We start from the raw sequence: 14,631 nt of genomic DNA, 5'->3' as shown, positions 1-14,631 counted from the left end.
CTCGGTGCCCTAGTGGGGCCGGATCGGCGCTCTTGGTGGTCGAGTAGCCGCGGAGCGGCGTATCGAGACCCGTGGTCGGGGATCTCGATACGCGGGCGGTGCCCGCTACTCGATCAGCAAGATGGGGCGCTGCTTGTTGGTCGAGTAGCCGCGGAGCGGCGTATCGAGACCCGTGGGTCGGGGATCTCGATACGCGGGCGGTGCCCGCTACTCGATCAGCAAGGATCGGCGCTCTTGGTGGTCGAGTAGCCGCGGAGCGGCGTATCGAGGCCTCGGTGCCCTGCGGGGCCGGATCGGCGCTGCTTGGTGGTCGAGTGTCCGCGCAGCGGCGTATCGAGACCCGTGGGTCGGGGATCTCGATACGCGGGCGGTGCCCGCTACTCGATCAGCAAGGTGGGGCGCTGCTTGGTGGTCGAGTAGCCGCGCAGCGGCGTATCGAGACCTCGGTGCCCTGCGGGGCCGGGGGCGGCGACGGCTCCGCTCCGTCCTCACGGGGCGAGCAGCCGCCCGGCGCCGCGGTGGGCGGCGAGGGAGCGGGGGAGGGCGGCGCGTAGACTGGGGCGGCCATGATCCAGACTCTCGACCTCCGCGGCCGTCGTCCCTCCTCCGCCGAGCTCCTCGCCCTCGTGCCCCGCAATCCGGGCACGTCGGCCGCCGTCGGGCCCGTCGTCGCCGAGCTGATCGCCGACGTCCGCGAACGCGGCGCGGAGGCGCTCCTCGACCAGGCGGAGCGGCTGGACGGCGTGCGCCCCCCGCACCTCCGAGTGCCCGCCGAGCAGATCGCCGAGGCTCTCGACCGCCTCGACCCGGCCATCCGCGGCGCACTCGAGGAGGCGATCGCGCGCGTCCGCCTCGCCAGCGCCGCGCAGATCCCCCCGCCCCGCACCACCGAACTCGACGACGGCGCCACGGTCACCCAGCGCTGGCAGCCCGTCGCCCGCGCCGGCCTCTACGTCCCGGGCGGCAAGGCGGTCTACCCGTCGAGCGTCGTCATGAACGCCGTGCCCGCGCAGGCCGCCGGCGTCGCCTCCATCGCCCTGGTCTCGCCTCCTCAGAAGGCGTTCGGCGGCTCCGTGCACCCCACGATCCTCGCGGCCGCCGCGCTGCTCGGCATCGACGAGGTCTACGCGGTCGGAGGCGCCGGAGCCGTCGCCGCACTGGCCTACGGCGTCGACTCGATCGGGCTGGACCCCGTCAGCATCATCACCGGACCGGGAAACGTCTGGGTCACCACCGCGAAGCGCCAGGTGCTCGGCCAGGTCGGCATCGACTCGGAGGCGGGCCCGACCGAGATCCTCGTGATCGCCGACGACTCCGCCGACCCGCGCCTGGTCGCCGCAGACCTGGTCAGCCAGGCCGAGCACGACGAGGCCGCCTCCGCGGTCCTGGTCACCGACAGCGCCGAGCTCGCCGCCGCGGTCGAGCGCGAGGTCGCGGTGCAGGCCGCCGCCACCCACCACGCGGAGCGCGTGGCGATCGCGCTCGACGGCCCGCAGTCCGCGCTCGTGATCGTCGACGACCTCGAGCTCGCCTGCGCGTTCAGCGACGCCTACGGCCCCGAGCACCTCGAGCTGCACACGGCCGACCCCGTCGCGACGGCCGAGCGGATCCACGACGCCGGCGCGATCTTCCTCGGCCCGACCACCCCGGTGAGCCTGGGCGACTACCTCGCCGGCTCCAACCACGTGCTCCCGACGCTGGGGCAGGCGCGCTTCTCCTCCGGGCTCGGCGCCTACACCTTCCTCCGGCCGCAGCAGCTGATCTCGTACGACCGCGGTGCGCTCGAGCGCGTCGCCCCGCACATCCGCGCTCTCAGCGACGCCGAGGCGCTGCCCGCCCACGGCGACGCCGTCGACGCCCGCTTCGCCTGAGACCGAGAGGCCCTCGATGTTCTGCCCCTTCTGCCGGCACCCCGACTCCCGAGTGATCGACTCGCGCACGAGCGACGACGGCCTCTCGATCCGCCGCCGCCGACAGTGCCCGTCGTGCGGCCGGCGCTTCTCGACGACCGAGACGGCGAGCCTCGTCGTGATCAAGCGCAGCGGAGTCGTGGAGCCCTTCAGCCGCGAGAAGATCGTCAGCGGCGTCCGGAAGGCCTGCCAGGGCCGGCCCGTCACCGACACCGATCTGGCCGTGCTCGCGCAGCGGGTGGAGGAGAGCATCCGCTCCACGGGCGCCTCGCAGATCGACGCGAACGACATCGGGCTCGCCATCCTGCCGCCGCTGCGCGAGCTCGACGAGGTCGCCTACCTCCGCTTCGCGAGCGTCTACCAGGCGTTCGACTCGCTGGACGACTTCGAGTCGGCGATCACCCTGCTCCGCGCCGAGCGCACCTCCGTGCCCCACAGCGCCGACGAGATCTGAGGCCCGGGTGTACCCGCTCCTGTTCCGCACCGTCCTGCGCCGCCTCGACCCGGAGCGGGCGCACCACCTGAGCTTCCCGGTGATCCGGGCCCTCGGCGCCCTCGCGCCGGTCCTGCGCCGGGCCACCGTTCCGCGCGGAACGCCTGCGGTCGAGACGCTCGGGCTCCGCTTCGAGACCCCGTTCGGCGTCGCGGCCGGCTTCGACAAGGACGCCACCGCGGTCCTGGGCTTCGGCGCGCTCGGCTTCGGACACGTCGAGATCGGGACTCTGACCGCTCGGGCGCAGCCGGGCAACGACCGGCCGCGCCTCTTCCGGCTGATCGCGGACCGCGCCGTCGTCAACAGGATGGGCTTCAACAACCACGGTGCCGAGGCCGCGGCGCAGCGGCTGATCCGGCTGCGCAGCGCGCGCCACCGCCCCGTGATCGGCGTGAACATCGGCAAGAGCCGGGTGGTCGAGGTGGACGACGCGATCGAGGACTACCTGATCAGCACGCGCCTGCTCGCGCCGCTCGCCGACTACCTCGTCGTGAACGTCAGCTCGCCGAACACCCCCGGGCTCCGCGGCCTGCAGGAGATCGACCGCCTCGAGCCGCTCCTCGCGGCCGTCAAGGACGCGGCCGACACGACGCCCCTGCTGGTGAAGATCGCCCCCGACCTCTCCGACGACGAGGTCGGCCGCGTCGCCGAGCTCGCCGTCCGCCTGGGGCTGGACGGGATCATCGCGACCAACACGACGCTCTCGCGGGAGGGCCTCTCGACCGGTCGTGCCGTGGTCGAGGCGGCCGGAGCCGGCGGCCTCTCCGGAGCTCCGCTGGCCGCGCGCTCGCTCGAGGTGCTCCGCGTGATCCGGGGCGTCGTCCCCGCGGCCTTCTGCGTGGTCTCCGTCGGAGGAGTGGAGACGGCGGACGACGTGCGCGAGCGCCTCGACGCGGGTGCCACCCTCGTGCAGGGCTACACCGCCTTCATCTACCGCGGGCCTCTGTGGGCTCGGGCGATCAACCGGGGACTGGCCCGCGCCTCCTGACCGGCCGCGCACGACGAAGGGCCCCCGGAGCCGCGCGAGGCGCGGCCACAGGGGCCCTTCGTGGTCCGCCGTCCGACTACTCGGGGAAGGCGCGGCGCTTGACCTGGGGCTTCGGCAGGCGCATGACGCGCAGCTGGAGGGCGCGCATCGCGGCGTACCAGCGGATGCCCTTCTCGACCTTGTCGGCGCCGTAGCGCTCGGCGAGCTTCCGGCGCATGCGCATGCCGAGGAGGATGCAGTCGATCACCGCGAGGAGGAAGAACACCCAGAGGATGACGAGCGTCGCGTACTGCAGCTCCGGCTGCGGGAAGAAGCTCAGCAGCAGGACGACGACCATCACCGGGATGAGGAACTCGCCGAGGCTGAATCGCGCGTCGACCCAGTCGCGCACGAACTTGCGCTGGGGACCCTTGTCGCGCAGGGGCAGGTAGCGCTGGTCGCCGGCGGCGAGGCCGATGCGGGCCTGCTCGCGCGACACGGCGGCCTTCTCGCGGGCGTCGCGGGCGGCCTGCTTGCGGTCGGTGACGACCAGCGGACGCTTGCGGGCCAGCTCCTGCTCGCGCCGGGTCGGCGTCGGCCGGCCCTTCCCGGAGCCGGGGGAGCCGGCGTCGTCGGGCGTGTCGGTTGCGATCGGGTGCTTGGCCACGGGGAACGTCCTTGGAATCGGGGGTCTCTTAAGATTACCTCCATGGCTCACGACGCTCCGACTCCGCCCGCACTCTCCTCCGACGAGGAGGCCGTCCTCGCCGCCGTCCGCGACGATCTGCCGCGCTCGCTCGCCCAGCTCGGGCAGCTCGTGCGGATCCCGTCCGTCTCGTGGGACGGCTTCGACGCCACCCGCGTGGCCGCGAGTGCCGAGGCCATCGCCGAGCTCGCCCGCGAGACGGGCGTCTTCGACGACGTCGCGATCCACAGCGCCACGATCGACGGGACCGACGTGCTCGGCCAGCCGGCCGTCCTGGCCACCCGCGCCGCCCGGAACGGAGCGCCGACCGTCCTCCTCTACGCCCACCACGACGTGCAGCCGCAGGGCGCGGAGTCGGCGTGGGAGACGCCTCCGTTCGAGCCGACCGTGCGCGGCGACCGCCTCTACGGGCGCGGCGCCGCCGACGACAAGGCCGGAGTCGTCTCCCACCTCGCCGCGGTGCGCGCACTGCGCGAGATCGCGGGCGAGGACCACGACCTCGGGCTGGTCCTCTTCATCGAGGGGGAGGAGGAGTTCGGGTCGCGCTCGTTCCCCACCTTCCTCCGCGAGCACCACGACGAGCTCCGGGCGGACGCGATCATCGTCGCCGACAGCGACAACTGGGACGTCGACACGCCCGCGCTGACGGTAGGCCTGCGCGGCAACGTCACCTTCACCCTCACCGTCAGCACCCTCGCGCACGCCTCGCACTCGGGCATGCTGGGCGGGGCGGTCCCGGACGCGATGCTCGCGGCGGTCCGCCTCCTCGCGACGCTCTGGAACGAGGACGGCTCGGTCGCCGTCGCCGGCCTCACGGAGCACGACGGGGCGGTCCCCGAGACGACCGAGGAGGACCTCCGCCGCGACTCCGGGCTGCTCGACGGGGTCTCGCCGATCGGCACCGGCGCGATCCTCTCGCGCCTGTGGTCGAAGCCGGCCGTCACGGTCACCGGGATCGACGCGCCCAGCGTCGTCGACGCCTCCAACACCCTCGTCCCGTCCGTTCGCGTGAAGATCAGCGCCCGCATCGCCCCCGGCCAGGACGCGGAGGAGGCCTTCGCCGCGATCGAGAGCCACCTGCGCGCGAACTCCCCGTTCGGCGCTCACCTCGCGATCGAGGACGTCGACACCGGCAGCCCCTTCCTGGTCGACGCGACCGGCTGGGCCGTGGACCTGGTGAAGGGCGCGATGGCGGACGCCTGGGGACGCGAGCCCCTCGAGACCGGGATCGGCGGGAGCATCCCGTTCATCGCCGACCTCGTGCGCGAGTTCCCCGAGGCGCAGATCCTCGTCACCGGTGTCGAGGACCCCGACTCGCGCGCGCACAGCCCCAACGAGTCGCTGCACCTGGGCGTCTTCAAGCGCGCCGCGCAGACCGAGGCCCTCTTCCTGCTCCGCGCCGCCGCTCACCGCGACTGACCACGGGTCGTGGAATACCCCGGTGACCATCCGGGTTGCAGCCGTAGAATCCCGGTAGGCACGACGACCGTTCCGCCCGTCCCCTGAGGAGTGACATGTCAGACACACTGACCGACCAGACGGCGACCCCCCTCGCCACCCCGTCCAGCGCGGCCCACGGCGTCTCGATGACCCCGACCGCTGCCGCCAAGGTCAAGAGCCTGCTCGAGCAGGAGGGCCGCGACGACCTGCGCCTGCGCGTCGCCGTGCAGCCCGGCGGCTGCTCCGGCCTCATCTACCAGCTCTACTTCGACGAGCGCACCCTCGACGGCGACGCCGCGGTGGAGTTCGAGGGCGTCGGCCTGGTCGTCGACAAGATGAGCGTCCCCTACCTCGACGGCGCCTCGATCGACTTCGAGGACACCATCCAGAAGCAGGGCTTCACCATCGACAACCCCAACGCGGGCGGCAGCTGCGCCTGCGGCGACAGCTTCCACTGACACCGCGCGGTCCCGGGCCGCAGCGCGTCCGAACGGCGTCCGACAGTCCACTCCGGTGGCCCGTCGGGCGCCGTTCGTCGTGACTGCACCACTCGGCCGGGACGTCAAGAGCGGGTCGTCGTGCACCGGGCCGCCGGAGCGGAAGGGTAGGCTGGAGCCGGTCTAATACAGTTTCGTGTGAACTGGTCCCCAGTCTTCCGAAAGGTCACCGGTGCGCTTCAATCGCCGAATCCGCAGATGGGTCGCTGCCCCCGTCGCAGGAGCCCTCGCCCTCGTCCTCGCGGGCTGCACGCAAGAGCAGCTCCAGGGCTGGCTCCCCACCGAACCCGGCACGACGAACCACGTCGACCGCGTCATCGGACTCTGGGTCACCTCCTGGATCGTCCTGCTCGCCGTCGGCGTCGTCACGTGGGGTCTCACCATCTGGGCGGTGGTCGTCTACCGCCGTCGCAAGGGGCAGACCGGCCTGCCGGTCCAGCTGCGCTACAACATGCCGATCGAGATCTTCTACACGATCGTTCCGCTGATCCTCGTGATCGGCTTCTTCGCCTTCACCGCGCGCGACCAGGCCGCCATCGAGCAGCCCTACGACGACCCGGACGAGACCATCCAGGTGTACGGCAAGCAGTGGGCGTGGGACTTCAACTACGTCGACGAGGACGTCTACTCCGCCGGCATCCAGGGCCAGTACCAGGAGGGCGGAGACGCGGCCGGCTCACTCGTCGAGTCCGAGATCCCCACGCTCTACCTGCCCGTCGGACAGAAGATCAAGATCCAGCTCGACGCGCGCGACGTGATCCACTCCTTCTGGGTCGTCGACTTCCTCTACAAGAAGGACATGATCCCCGGCAAGACGAACTACATGTACGTCACGCCGCTCAAGGAGGGGACCTACGCCGGCAAGTGCGCCGAGCTCTGCGGCGAGTACCACTCCGCGATGCTCTTCAACGTCAAGGTCGTCTCGCAGGGCGAGTACGACGACTACATCCAGTCGCTGCGCGACGCGGGCCAGACCGGTCAGCTCGGCGCGGAGTACAACCGCAATTCGAACCTTCCCGGAACCGGCGCGCCGGCCCGCGAGAACGAGGAGTAAGGGAGCATGAGCACCGCCACGGCACCCCGCCCGACGCGCACCGCCGGCATTCCGCCGGTCCAGCGCAAGGCGAACGTCCTCGTCCGCTGGATGACGTCGACCGACCACAAGGTCATCGGGTACATGTACCTGATCACGTCCTTCATCTACTTCTGCATCGCCGGCGTGATGGCCCTGGTCATCCGCGCCCAGCTGTTCGAGCCCGGCCTGAACGTGGTCGAGACCCGCGAGCAGTACAACCAGCTGTTCACGATGCACGGCACGATCATGCTGCTGATGTTCGCGACGCCGCTCTTCGCGGGGTTCGCGAACGTCCTGATGCCGCTGCAGATCGGCGCTCCCGACGTCGCGTTCCCCCGCCTCAACGCCTTCGCGTACTGGCTCTACAGCTTCGGCTCGCTCATCGCGGTCGCCGGATTCGTCACCCCGCAGGGCGCGGCGTCGTTCGGCTGGTTCGCGTACGCGCCACTGTCGAGCACGACCTTCTCACCAGGGCTCGGCGGCAATCTCTGGGTCTTCGGCCTCGCGCTCTCGGGCTTCGGCACGATCCTCGGCGCGGTGAACTTCATCACGACGATCATCACGATGCGCGCCCCCGGCATGACGATGTTCCGCATGCCGATCTTCACCTGGAACATCCTGGTGACGTCGATCCTCGTGCTGCTCGCGTTCCCGGTGCTCGCCGCCGCGATGTTCGCCCTCGGCGCCGACCGCGTGTTCGACGCCCACATCTACGACGCGGCCAACGGCGGCGTCCTGCTCTGGCAGCACCTGTTCTGGTTCTTCGGCCACCCCGAGGTGTACATCATCGCGCTGCCGTTCTTCGGCATCGTGTCCGAGGTCTTCCCGGTCTTCAGCCGCAAGCCGATCTTCGGCTACAAGACGCTGATCTACGCGACCATCGCGATCGCCGCCCTGTCCGTGACGGTGTGGGCCCACCACATGTACGTCACGGGATCGGTCCTGCTGCCGTTCTTCTCGCTGATGACGATGCTCATCGCGGTCCCGACCGGCGTGAAGATCTTCAACTGGGTCGGCACCATGTGGCGCGGATCGGTGACCTTCGAGACCCCGATGATCTGGGCGATCGGCTTCCTGATCACCTTCACGTTCGGCGGACTCACCGGCGTCATCCTCGCGTCGCCCCCGCTCGACTTCCACGTCTCCGACTCGTACTTCGTGGTCGCGCACTTCCACTACGTCGTCTTCGGGACCGTCGTCTTCGCGATGTTCTCGGGCTTCTACTTCTGGTGGCCCAAGTGGACCGGCAAGATGCTGAACGAGACGCTGGGCAAGTGGCACTTCTGGCTGCTGTTCATCGGCTTCCACACCACCTTCCTCATCCAGCACTGGCTGGGCGTCGTCGGCATGCCGCGCCGCTACGCCAGCTACCTGCCCGAGGACGGCTTCACCTGGATGAACCAGGTGTCGACGGTCGGAGCGATGATCCTCGCGGTGTCGCTGATCCCGTTCTTCCTGAACGTGTACATCACGGCCCGCAAGGCGCCCAAGGTGACGGTGAACGATCCGTGGGGCTTCTCCCGGTCGCTCGAGTGGGCCACCTCGTGCCCGCCGCCCCGCCACAACTTCACCTCGATCCCGCGCATCCGCAGCGAGGCCCCGGCGTTCGACCTCAACCACCCCGAGGCCGGCATCCCCGTCGGAATCGGTCCGGCGAAGGACGCTCCGGACGCCCCCACGTACGACAAGTCCGAAGGCACGGTGAAGTAGGGCCATGCGCGCCAACGTCAATCTCTTCTGGCTCCTCGCGGGCTTCTTCCTCCTCGCCGACATCACGTACATCGTGTGGTCGCTGCTCGACACGGGCCAGGTGGAATGGGTCGGCACCGTCGGCATCGGCCTGTCGTCCGTCCTGGGCGCGTTCATCGCGTTCTACGTCGGCCGCGTCCACAAGGCGCAGGGTGCCGAGCTCCCCGAGGACCGCCTCGACGCGGACATCGACGACGGAGACCCCGAGCTCGGCTTCTTCAGCCCCTGGAGCTGGTGGCCGCTCATCCTGGGCGGTTCCGCCGCCCTGGGGTTCCTCGGCCTGGCCGTCGGGTTCTGGATCACCTACATCGCCGTCGGGCTCTTCCTGGTCGCCATCGCCGGCTGGGTGTACGAGTACTACCGCGGATACTTCGCCCGCTAGGGCGTACCGCACGGCCGAGGGCCGGGTGCACGAGGGCGGACGCTCCGGGCACCCGGCCCTCTCGTGTGCCCGGGGGAGGGCGAGGTGCCGGCTCGGAGGTGGAGGGGGGCCGCCTCGGTGTCTCGACCGGCGGAGGAGCATCCGTCGGGCCGACGCATGCGTCACCATGCCTCCTCCCGATCCAGCGTCCGGGGAGGGCCAGGGATCGGATCCGACCGGGCAGGCGCTGAGGCCGTCGTCGGGTGTCGGGCGGTCCGGCGCTCGGAGGACGACGCCGGAGTCGCACGAGCCCGCACGGATCGTCCTCGGTGCCCGGGTGGGACCTGTCGGTGGCGGCCGGAACCTGCTCGCGCGCGTCCGTGAGGGCCGCCTCGGTCGGAGGGTCTGGTCTTGGCGGCGGCATGGCGTCTCCTGTGCGAGACCAGCCCACCACGCGGCACGAGGCCTCATGCACAGGACGAGACCCTCTGACGCATCAACGAGGCCCTCGGCGGGGGTACGTGGCCGTCCTCGGTGTCATAGCGGTGCACGTGTCACAGCGGTGTACGTGTCACCACGAGCTCTCTTCAGGGGCGACGAGCCCTCCGATGTGGGGAGGGCCCTTCAGCGCGACTCCGGGCCCCTCCGCAGCACGAGCGCGTCCTGAGAGGCTGGAGGCGCTCCGTCGACCGCTGGTGACGCCCCTGTTATGGCAGGAGGTCCGCTCGAGCGGCACGACTGGTTCCTGCGTGACGTCCGGTGTGCGTGCACTCGTCACCTGCCCCTTCCGCGTGAATGCCGTGTCCGGTCGTCAGGGGATGTGCGAGTCGCTGTGCCACGGACGACTCCGGGCGCAGAGCTCCCGTGCGTCGACAGGGCCGCGGGCCTCGAGCGCGGGATCGTCGTCGGCGGCCGAGCACGGCGGGACGGGACCGGTTCGACTGTCCAGAAGTTGTCGCACTCGACGCCGAGTGCGACAACTTCTGGAGGGTCGAACGGGCGGGCGGCGTCGAGGCGCCGGCGCGACCTCCCGCGGGAACGACGAAGGGCCCGGACGAATGAACGTCCGGGCCCTTCGGGGGAGGGTCAGTGCTCGCTGTGCGAGCTCTCGAGCTCCTTCTGGGTGACGGGGGTGATCCGGTCCTCGAAGAACCAGCGGGAGAGGCCGGCGCGGACGCGCTGCGGGGCGGTGATGCGGCCACGCGAGTCCGGACGGATCATCAGCGGCTCGTACTCGTCCTGACCGACGAGCTTCCAGCGCTCGTACTCGTCGAGCTGCTGGTGCACCTCGATGAACTCGCCGCCGGGGAGGCGGACGATGCGGCCCGACTCGAAGCCGTGCAGCGCGATCTCGCGGTCCTTCTTCTGCAGCGCCAGGCAGATGCGCTTGGTGATGAAGTACGCGATGAACGGACCCGCGATGAGCAGGAACTGCAGGCCGTGGATCACACCCTCCATCGTGAGGTGGAAGTGCGTCGCGATGAGGTCGGACGACGCGGCAGCCCAGAGGACGGCGTAGAAGCTGACTCCGGCGGCGCCGATCGCGGTGCGGGTCGCGGCGTTGCGCGGGCGGTCGAGCAGGTGGTGCTCGCGCTTGTCACCGGTGATCCACGCCTCGAGGAACGGGTAGAGCATGACCACGGCGATGAACAGACCGAGACCGACGAGCGGGATCAGGATGTTGAACGACAGGGTTCCGATGCCCGGGATGGCCCACTCGAGTCCCGGCGGGACGAGGCGCAGGGCGCCGTCGGCGAAGCCGATGTACCAGTCGGGCTGGGTTCCCGCGGAGACGGGCGAGGGGTCGTACGGGCCGTAGTTCCAGATCGGGTTGATCGTGAACAGCGAGGCGATGAGGACGACGACGCCGAAGACGATGAAGAAGAATCCACCGGCCTTCGCGGCGTAGACCGGCAGCACCGGGTAGCCGACGACGTTCTGCTCGGTCTTGCCCGCACCGGGGAACTGGGTGTGCTTGTGGACGACCACGAACACGAGGTGCAGGGCGATGAACGCGAGCACCAGCGCCGGCAGCAGCAGGATGTGCAGCGTGTAGAGGCGGCCGACGATGTCGGTTCCCGGGAACTCGCCGCCGAAGAGCAGGAACGAGATCCAGGTGCCGACGATCGGGATGCCCTTGACCATGCCGTCGATGATGCGGAGGCCGTTGCCCGAGAGCAGGTCGTCGGGGAGGGAGTAGCCGGTGAAGCCCTCGGCCATCGCGAGGATGAAGAGGACGAAGCCGATGACCCAGTTGAGCTCGCGGGGCTTGCGGAACGCGCCGGTGAAGAAGATGCGCAGCATGTGCAGGCCGATCGAGGCCACGAACAGCAGCGCCGCCCAGTGGTGGATCTGCCGCATCAGCAGGCCGCCGCGGATGTCGAAGGAGATGTCGAGCGAGGACGACATCGCCGCCGACATCTCGATGCCCTTGAGGGGGAGGTAGCTGCCCTCGTAATGGGTCTCGACCATCGAGGCCTGGAAGAAGAAGGTGAGGAAGGTGCCCGACAGCAGGATGATGACGAAGCTGTAGAGCGCGACCTCGCCGAGCAGGAAGGACCAGTGGTCGGGGAAGATCTTGCGACCGAACTCCTTGACGACCGCGGAGATGCTCGTGCGCTCGTCGATGTAGTTCGACGCCGCTCCGACGTACCCCTTCTGGAACTTGCCGGATCCGAGGATGACGCCGTCCTCGGGCTCCGCGGGGGAGCTGGAGGGGCGTGAGGGGGTGGTGGTGGACATGTGAGTCATCGCTCCCAGAAGGACGGTCCGACGGGCTCCGTGAAGTCGCTTCTGGCGACCAGGTAACCCTCGGCGTCGACGGTGATGGGGAGCTGCGGAAGCGGACGCTTCGCCGGGCCGAAGATGACGGCGGCCTCGCGCGTGATGTCGAATTGCGACTGGTGGCACGGGCACAGCAGGTGGTGGGTCTGCTGCTCGTACAGCGCCACAGGGCAGCCGACGTGCGTGCAGATCTTGGAGTAGGCGACGATTCCGTCGTAGTTCCAGGTCTCGCGACCCTCACTGACGATGAGGTCCTCGGGCTTCAGGCGCATCAGGAGGACGGCGGCCTTGGCCTTCTCCTCCAGCTTGCCCTCGGCGTCGTTGAGGCCCTCGGGGATGACGTGGAAGGCGGATCCGAGGGTGACGTCCGATGCGAGGATCGGCGCTCCCGACGGGTCCAGGGTGAGCCTCGTGCCCTCTTCCCACAGCGTGGTCTTGAGGAGGGCGACGGGGTTCTGGTCCTGCGGGCCGAGGCCCCGGAACAGGATCACGGCGGGCAGGGGGAACACGACGAGGGAGGCGATCAGGCTGTTCCGGACGAGGGAGCGGCGGCCGAAGCCGGACTCCTTGTCGGACTGGTCGAAGATCTCGAGCGCACGGGCGCGGGTGGGCTCCGCGCTGCGGACGGGGTGGCGGATGTCGATGCCCTCGTGGTCCGACATCAGCTGCTTGCCCCAGTGGACGGCGGCGATGCCGATGCCCAGGAGCGCGAGGGACATGCCCAGGCCGATGAACAGCGTGTTCAGCCGGACCGACGCGACGTCCTCGGTGATCGGGAACGCCATGTAGGCGGCGACCGCGAAGATCGAGCCCGCGAAGGAGAGGTAGAAGAGCGTGTACACCGTGCGCTCGGCACGCTTCTCGACCTTGGGGTCGAGGTCGGTCATCCGGGGGCGGTGCGGCGGGAGGCCCGGGTCCTGGACGCGGTCCCGCGTCACGACCGCGGTGCCGGCCGGAGCCGTTCCGTGCCCGGTGGCCGACGAGGTGGCGAGGTCCGTGCCACCCTCATCGTGCTCTGCCATGGTTCTCCTTTTCACGCCGTGTCGGCACCAGTCGGTGCCGTGGGTCAGTCGCGCCCGTCAGGGCGCTGCAGTCGTCTAGTTGGATCGGGCGGTGATCCACACCGTCAGGGCCACGATCGCGCCGAGGCCGAAGATCCAGAGGAACAGGCCCTCCGCGACCGGTCCGAGGGAGCCGAGCGCGAATCCGCCTGGGGACGGGTTGGCCTCGATGTACTTGAGGTACGAGATGATGTCGCGCTTGTCCTCGGGCGAGATGTTCAGGTCGTTGAAGACCGGCATGTTCTGCGGGCCGGTGACCATCGCCTCGTAGATGTGAGCCTCGGTCACGCCGCCCAGCGGGGGAGCGAACTTCCCCTCGGTGAGCGCGCCGCCGGCTCCGGCGACGTTGTGGCACATGGCGCAGTTGATGCGGAACAGCTCGGCGCCGTTCGCGGCGTCGCCCTGTCCGTCGAGGACCTCGCCCTCGGGGATCGCGGGGCCGGGGGCCAGCGACGCGACGTAGGCGGCGAGCTCGCCGACCTGCTCGTCGGTGAACTGGACCGGCTTCTCGAGCGCCTGGGGGCCGTGCATCTGCATCGGCATGCGGCCGGTGCCGACCTGGAAGTCGACCGACGCCGCGCCCACTCCGATGAGGGAGGGAGCGTTGTCGGTGCCCGCGGCGTCGAGTCCGTGGCAGGTGGCGCAGTTCGCGGCGAAGAGCTTCGAGCCCTCGTCGATCGTCTGCTGGCTGGTGGACGACGTCTCCGCGGAGGCGGACGTCGCGACGCCGACCGCGGCGTAGGTCCCGCCGGTGAGCCCGAGGCCGATGGCGATCAGGGCCAGGGTGGCGAGCGGGTGGCGGCGACCCTTCTTGGCTCGGCTCTTCGTCTTCGGGGAGGCCATCGAGGCGTCCTTCCTGCGGGGGTCGGGAGTGGAGTGGGGCATCGGCGGGCGCGTCACTTGAGGAAGTAGATGACGGCGAACAGGCCGACCCAGACGACGTCGACGAAGTGCCAGTAGTACGAGACGACGATGGCGCTCGTCGCCTCCTTGTGGCCGAAGTTCTTGACCGCGAAGCCGCGGCCGATGACGAGGAGGAACGCGATGAGGCCGCCGGTGACGTGCAGGGCGTGGAAGCCGGTCGTCAGGTAGAAGGCGGAGCCGTAGGCGTTGCTGGAGAGCGTGACGCCCTCGGAGACGAGGGTCGCGTACTCGAGCACCTGGCCGGAGACGAAGACCGCGCCCAGGGCGTAGGTGAGGAAGAACCACTCGACCATCCCCCACTTGAACGGGCTGAGGCCCGTCGCGCGCGGCTGCAGGCGCTCGGCGGCGAACACGCCGAACTGGCAGCTGAACGACGAGGCCACGAGGATCACCGTGTTCACGCCCGCGTAGGGGACGTTGAGGATCTGGGTCTCGGCGCCCCAGAGCTCGGGGGAGGTGCTGCGCAGGGTGAAGTAGATCGCGAAGAGGCCCGCGAAGAACATGACCTCGCTGCCCAGCCAGACGATCGTTCCGACCGCGACCGGGTTGGGTCGGTTCACTACGGGCGCGGTGGCCGTGGGGGAGAGAGAGGTGCTCGTCACACAGACCATTATGGCCGATGGCAGGGGAGGGAAGTCGCACTAGCCGGGAGGCGATCCTCGTC

Annotated in this window: 13 protein-coding genes; 8 read left to right on the top strand and 5 right to left on the bottom strand. The window is 69.9% G+C overall.

The window, feature by feature from the left end:
- Positions 1-566 precede the first annotated feature (566 nt).
- The 3 genes from hisD to C5D08_RS07115 are packed head-to-tail and all read left to right on the top strand — an operon-like array spanning position 567 to position 3,391.
- Positions 567-1,871: a histidinol dehydrogenase gene (hisD, locus tag C5D08_RS07125; RefSeq protein ID WP_104276436.1), complete on the top strand. Its 1,305-nt coding sequence runs from the start codon at positions 567-569 to the stop codon at positions 1,869-1,871.
- A 16-nt stretch (positions 1,872-1,887) separates the two neighbouring features.
- The gene (gene nrdR / locus C5D08_RS07120) at positions 1,888-2,364 is read left to right on the top strand and encodes a transcriptional regulator NrdR (protein ID WP_104224657.1); all 477 of its coding nucleotides are present in this window, start codon (positions 1,888-1,890) and stop codon (positions 2,362-2,364) included.
- A 7-nt stretch (positions 2,365-2,371) separates the two neighbouring features.
- Positions 2,372-3,391, top strand: a complete 1,020-nt coding sequence (locus tag C5D08_RS07115) for a quinone-dependent dihydroorotate dehydrogenase (protein WP_104276435.1) — start codon at positions 2,372-2,374, stop codon at positions 3,389-3,391.
- 76 nt (positions 3,392-3,467) lie between these two features.
- Here C5D08_RS07115 and C5D08_RS07110 read toward each other — a convergent pair whose 3' ends face one another.
- On the bottom strand, positions 3,468-4,037 hold the full coding sequence (locus C5D08_RS07110) for a DUF3043 domain-containing protein (protein WP_181027102.1): 570 nt from the start codon (positions 4,035-4,037) through the stop codon (positions 3,468-3,470).
- A 42-nt stretch (positions 4,038-4,079) separates the two neighbouring features.
- Between C5D08_RS07110 and C5D08_RS07105 the strand changes: the two genes are divergently transcribed.
- The 5 genes from C5D08_RS07105 to C5D08_RS07085 all read left to right on the top strand — a co-directional run bounded on the left by C5D08_RS07105 (position 4,080) and on the right by C5D08_RS07085 (position 9,219).
- Entirely contained in the window at positions 4,080-5,495 is a 1,416-nt protein-coding gene (locus tag C5D08_RS07105; protein WP_104276434.1) for a dipeptidase, read from the top strand.
- Between the two features lie 95 nt (positions 5,496-5,590).
- The gene (erpA, locus tag C5D08_RS07100; RefSeq protein WP_104276433.1) at positions 5,591-5,974 is read left to right on the top strand and encodes an iron-sulfur cluster insertion protein ErpA; all 384 of its coding nucleotides are present in this window, start codon (positions 5,591-5,593) and stop codon (positions 5,972-5,974) included.
- Between the two features lie 211 nt (positions 5,975-6,185).
- Positions 6,186-7,067: a cytochrome c oxidase subunit II gene (gene coxB / locus C5D08_RS07095; RefSeq protein WP_104224653.1), complete on the top strand. Its 882-nt coding sequence runs from the start codon at positions 6,186-6,188 to the stop codon at positions 7,065-7,067.
- Positions 7,068-7,073: 6 nt separating this feature from the next.
- Positions 7,074-8,798: a cytochrome c oxidase subunit I gene (ctaD, locus tag C5D08_RS07090; RefSeq protein ID WP_104276432.1), complete on the top strand. Its 1,725-nt coding sequence runs from the start codon at positions 7,074-7,076 to the stop codon at positions 8,796-8,798.
- A gap of 4 nt (positions 8,799-8,802) precedes the next feature.
- A complete protein-coding gene (locus tag C5D08_RS07085; protein WP_104276431.1) occupies positions 8,803-9,219 on the top strand; it encodes a cytochrome c oxidase subunit 4 in 417 nt (138 codons plus the stop codon).
- Between the two features lie 1,065 nt (positions 9,220-10,284).
- Here C5D08_RS07085 and C5D08_RS07080 read toward each other — a convergent pair.
- The 4 genes from C5D08_RS07080 to C5D08_RS07065 form a co-directional block, all read right to left on the bottom strand.
- Positions 10,285-11,940, bottom strand: a complete 1,656-nt coding sequence (locus tag C5D08_RS07080; protein ID WP_104276430.1) for a ubiquinol-cytochrome c reductase cytochrome b subunit — start codon at positions 11,938-11,940, stop codon at positions 10,285-10,287.
- Between the two features lie 5 nt (positions 11,941-11,945).
- On the bottom strand, positions 11,946-13,004 hold the full coding sequence (locus C5D08_RS07075; protein ID WP_104225358.1) for a ubiquinol-cytochrome c reductase iron-sulfur subunit: 1,059 nt from the start codon (positions 13,002-13,004) through the stop codon (positions 11,946-11,948).
- 75 nt (positions 13,005-13,079) lie between these two features.
- On the bottom strand, positions 13,080-13,886 hold the full coding sequence (locus C5D08_RS07070) for a c-type cytochrome (RefSeq protein WP_104224648.1): 807 nt from the start codon (positions 13,884-13,886) through the stop codon (positions 13,080-13,082).
- Positions 13,887-13,939: 53 nt separating this feature from the next.
- The gene (locus C5D08_RS07065) at positions 13,940-14,578 is read right to left on the bottom strand and encodes a heme-copper oxidase subunit III (protein WP_104224647.1); all 639 of its coding nucleotides are present in this window, start codon (positions 14,576-14,578) and stop codon (positions 13,940-13,942) included.
- Positions 14,579-14,631 lie beyond the last annotated feature (53 nt).

The sequence above is a fragment of the Rathayibacter sp. AY1B6 genome (genome assembly GCF_002932755.1).
Lineage (GTDB): Bacteria > Actinomycetota > Actinomycetes > Actinomycetales > Microbacteriaceae > Rathayibacter.
Note: the sequence above shows the minus strand (reverse complement) of the source record. Positions and strands in the feature narration are given on the sequence as shown.

What these genes read in the sequence shown, in the direction of transcription:
- hisD (WP_104276436.1), top strand. Translation starts at nt 567, where the DNA reads ATGATCCAGACTCTCGACCTCCGCGGCCGTCGTCCCTCCTCCGCCGAG.
- nrdR (WP_104224657.1), top strand. Translation starts at nt 1,888, where the DNA reads ATGTTCTGCCCCTTCTGCCGGCACCCCGACTCCCGAGTGATCGACTCG.
- C5D08_RS07105 (WP_104276434.1), top strand. Translation starts at nt 4,080, where the DNA reads ATGGCTCACGACGCTCCGACTCCGCCCGCACTCTCCTCCGACGAGGAG.
- erpA (WP_104276433.1), top strand. Translation starts at nt 5,591, where the DNA reads ATGTCAGACACACTGACCGACCAGACGGCGACCCCCCTCGCCACCCCG.
- ctaD (WP_104276432.1), top strand. Translation starts at nt 7,074, where the DNA reads ATGAGCACCGCCACGGCACCCCGCCCGACGCGCACCGCCGGCATTCCG.
- C5D08_RS07085 (WP_104276431.1), top strand. Translation starts at nt 8,803, where the DNA reads ATGCGCGCCAACGTCAATCTCTTCTGGCTCCTCGCGGGCTTCTTCCTC.
- C5D08_RS07080 (WP_104276430.1), bottom strand. Translation starts at nt 11,940, where the DNA reads ATGTCCACCACCACCCCCTCACGCCCCTCCAGCTCCCCCGCGGAGCCC.
- C5D08_RS07075 (WP_104225358.1), bottom strand. Translation starts at nt 13,004, where the DNA reads ATGGCAGAGCACGATGAGGGTGGCACGGACCTCGCCACCTCGTCGGCC.
- C5D08_RS07070 (WP_104224648.1), bottom strand. Translation starts at nt 13,886, where the DNA reads ATGGCCTCCCCGAAGACGAAGAGCCGAGCCAAGAAGGGTCGCCGCCAC.
- C5D08_RS07065 (WP_104224647.1), bottom strand. Translation starts at nt 14,578, where the DNA reads ATGGTCTGTGTGACGAGCACCTCTCTCTCCCCCACGGCCACCGCGCCC.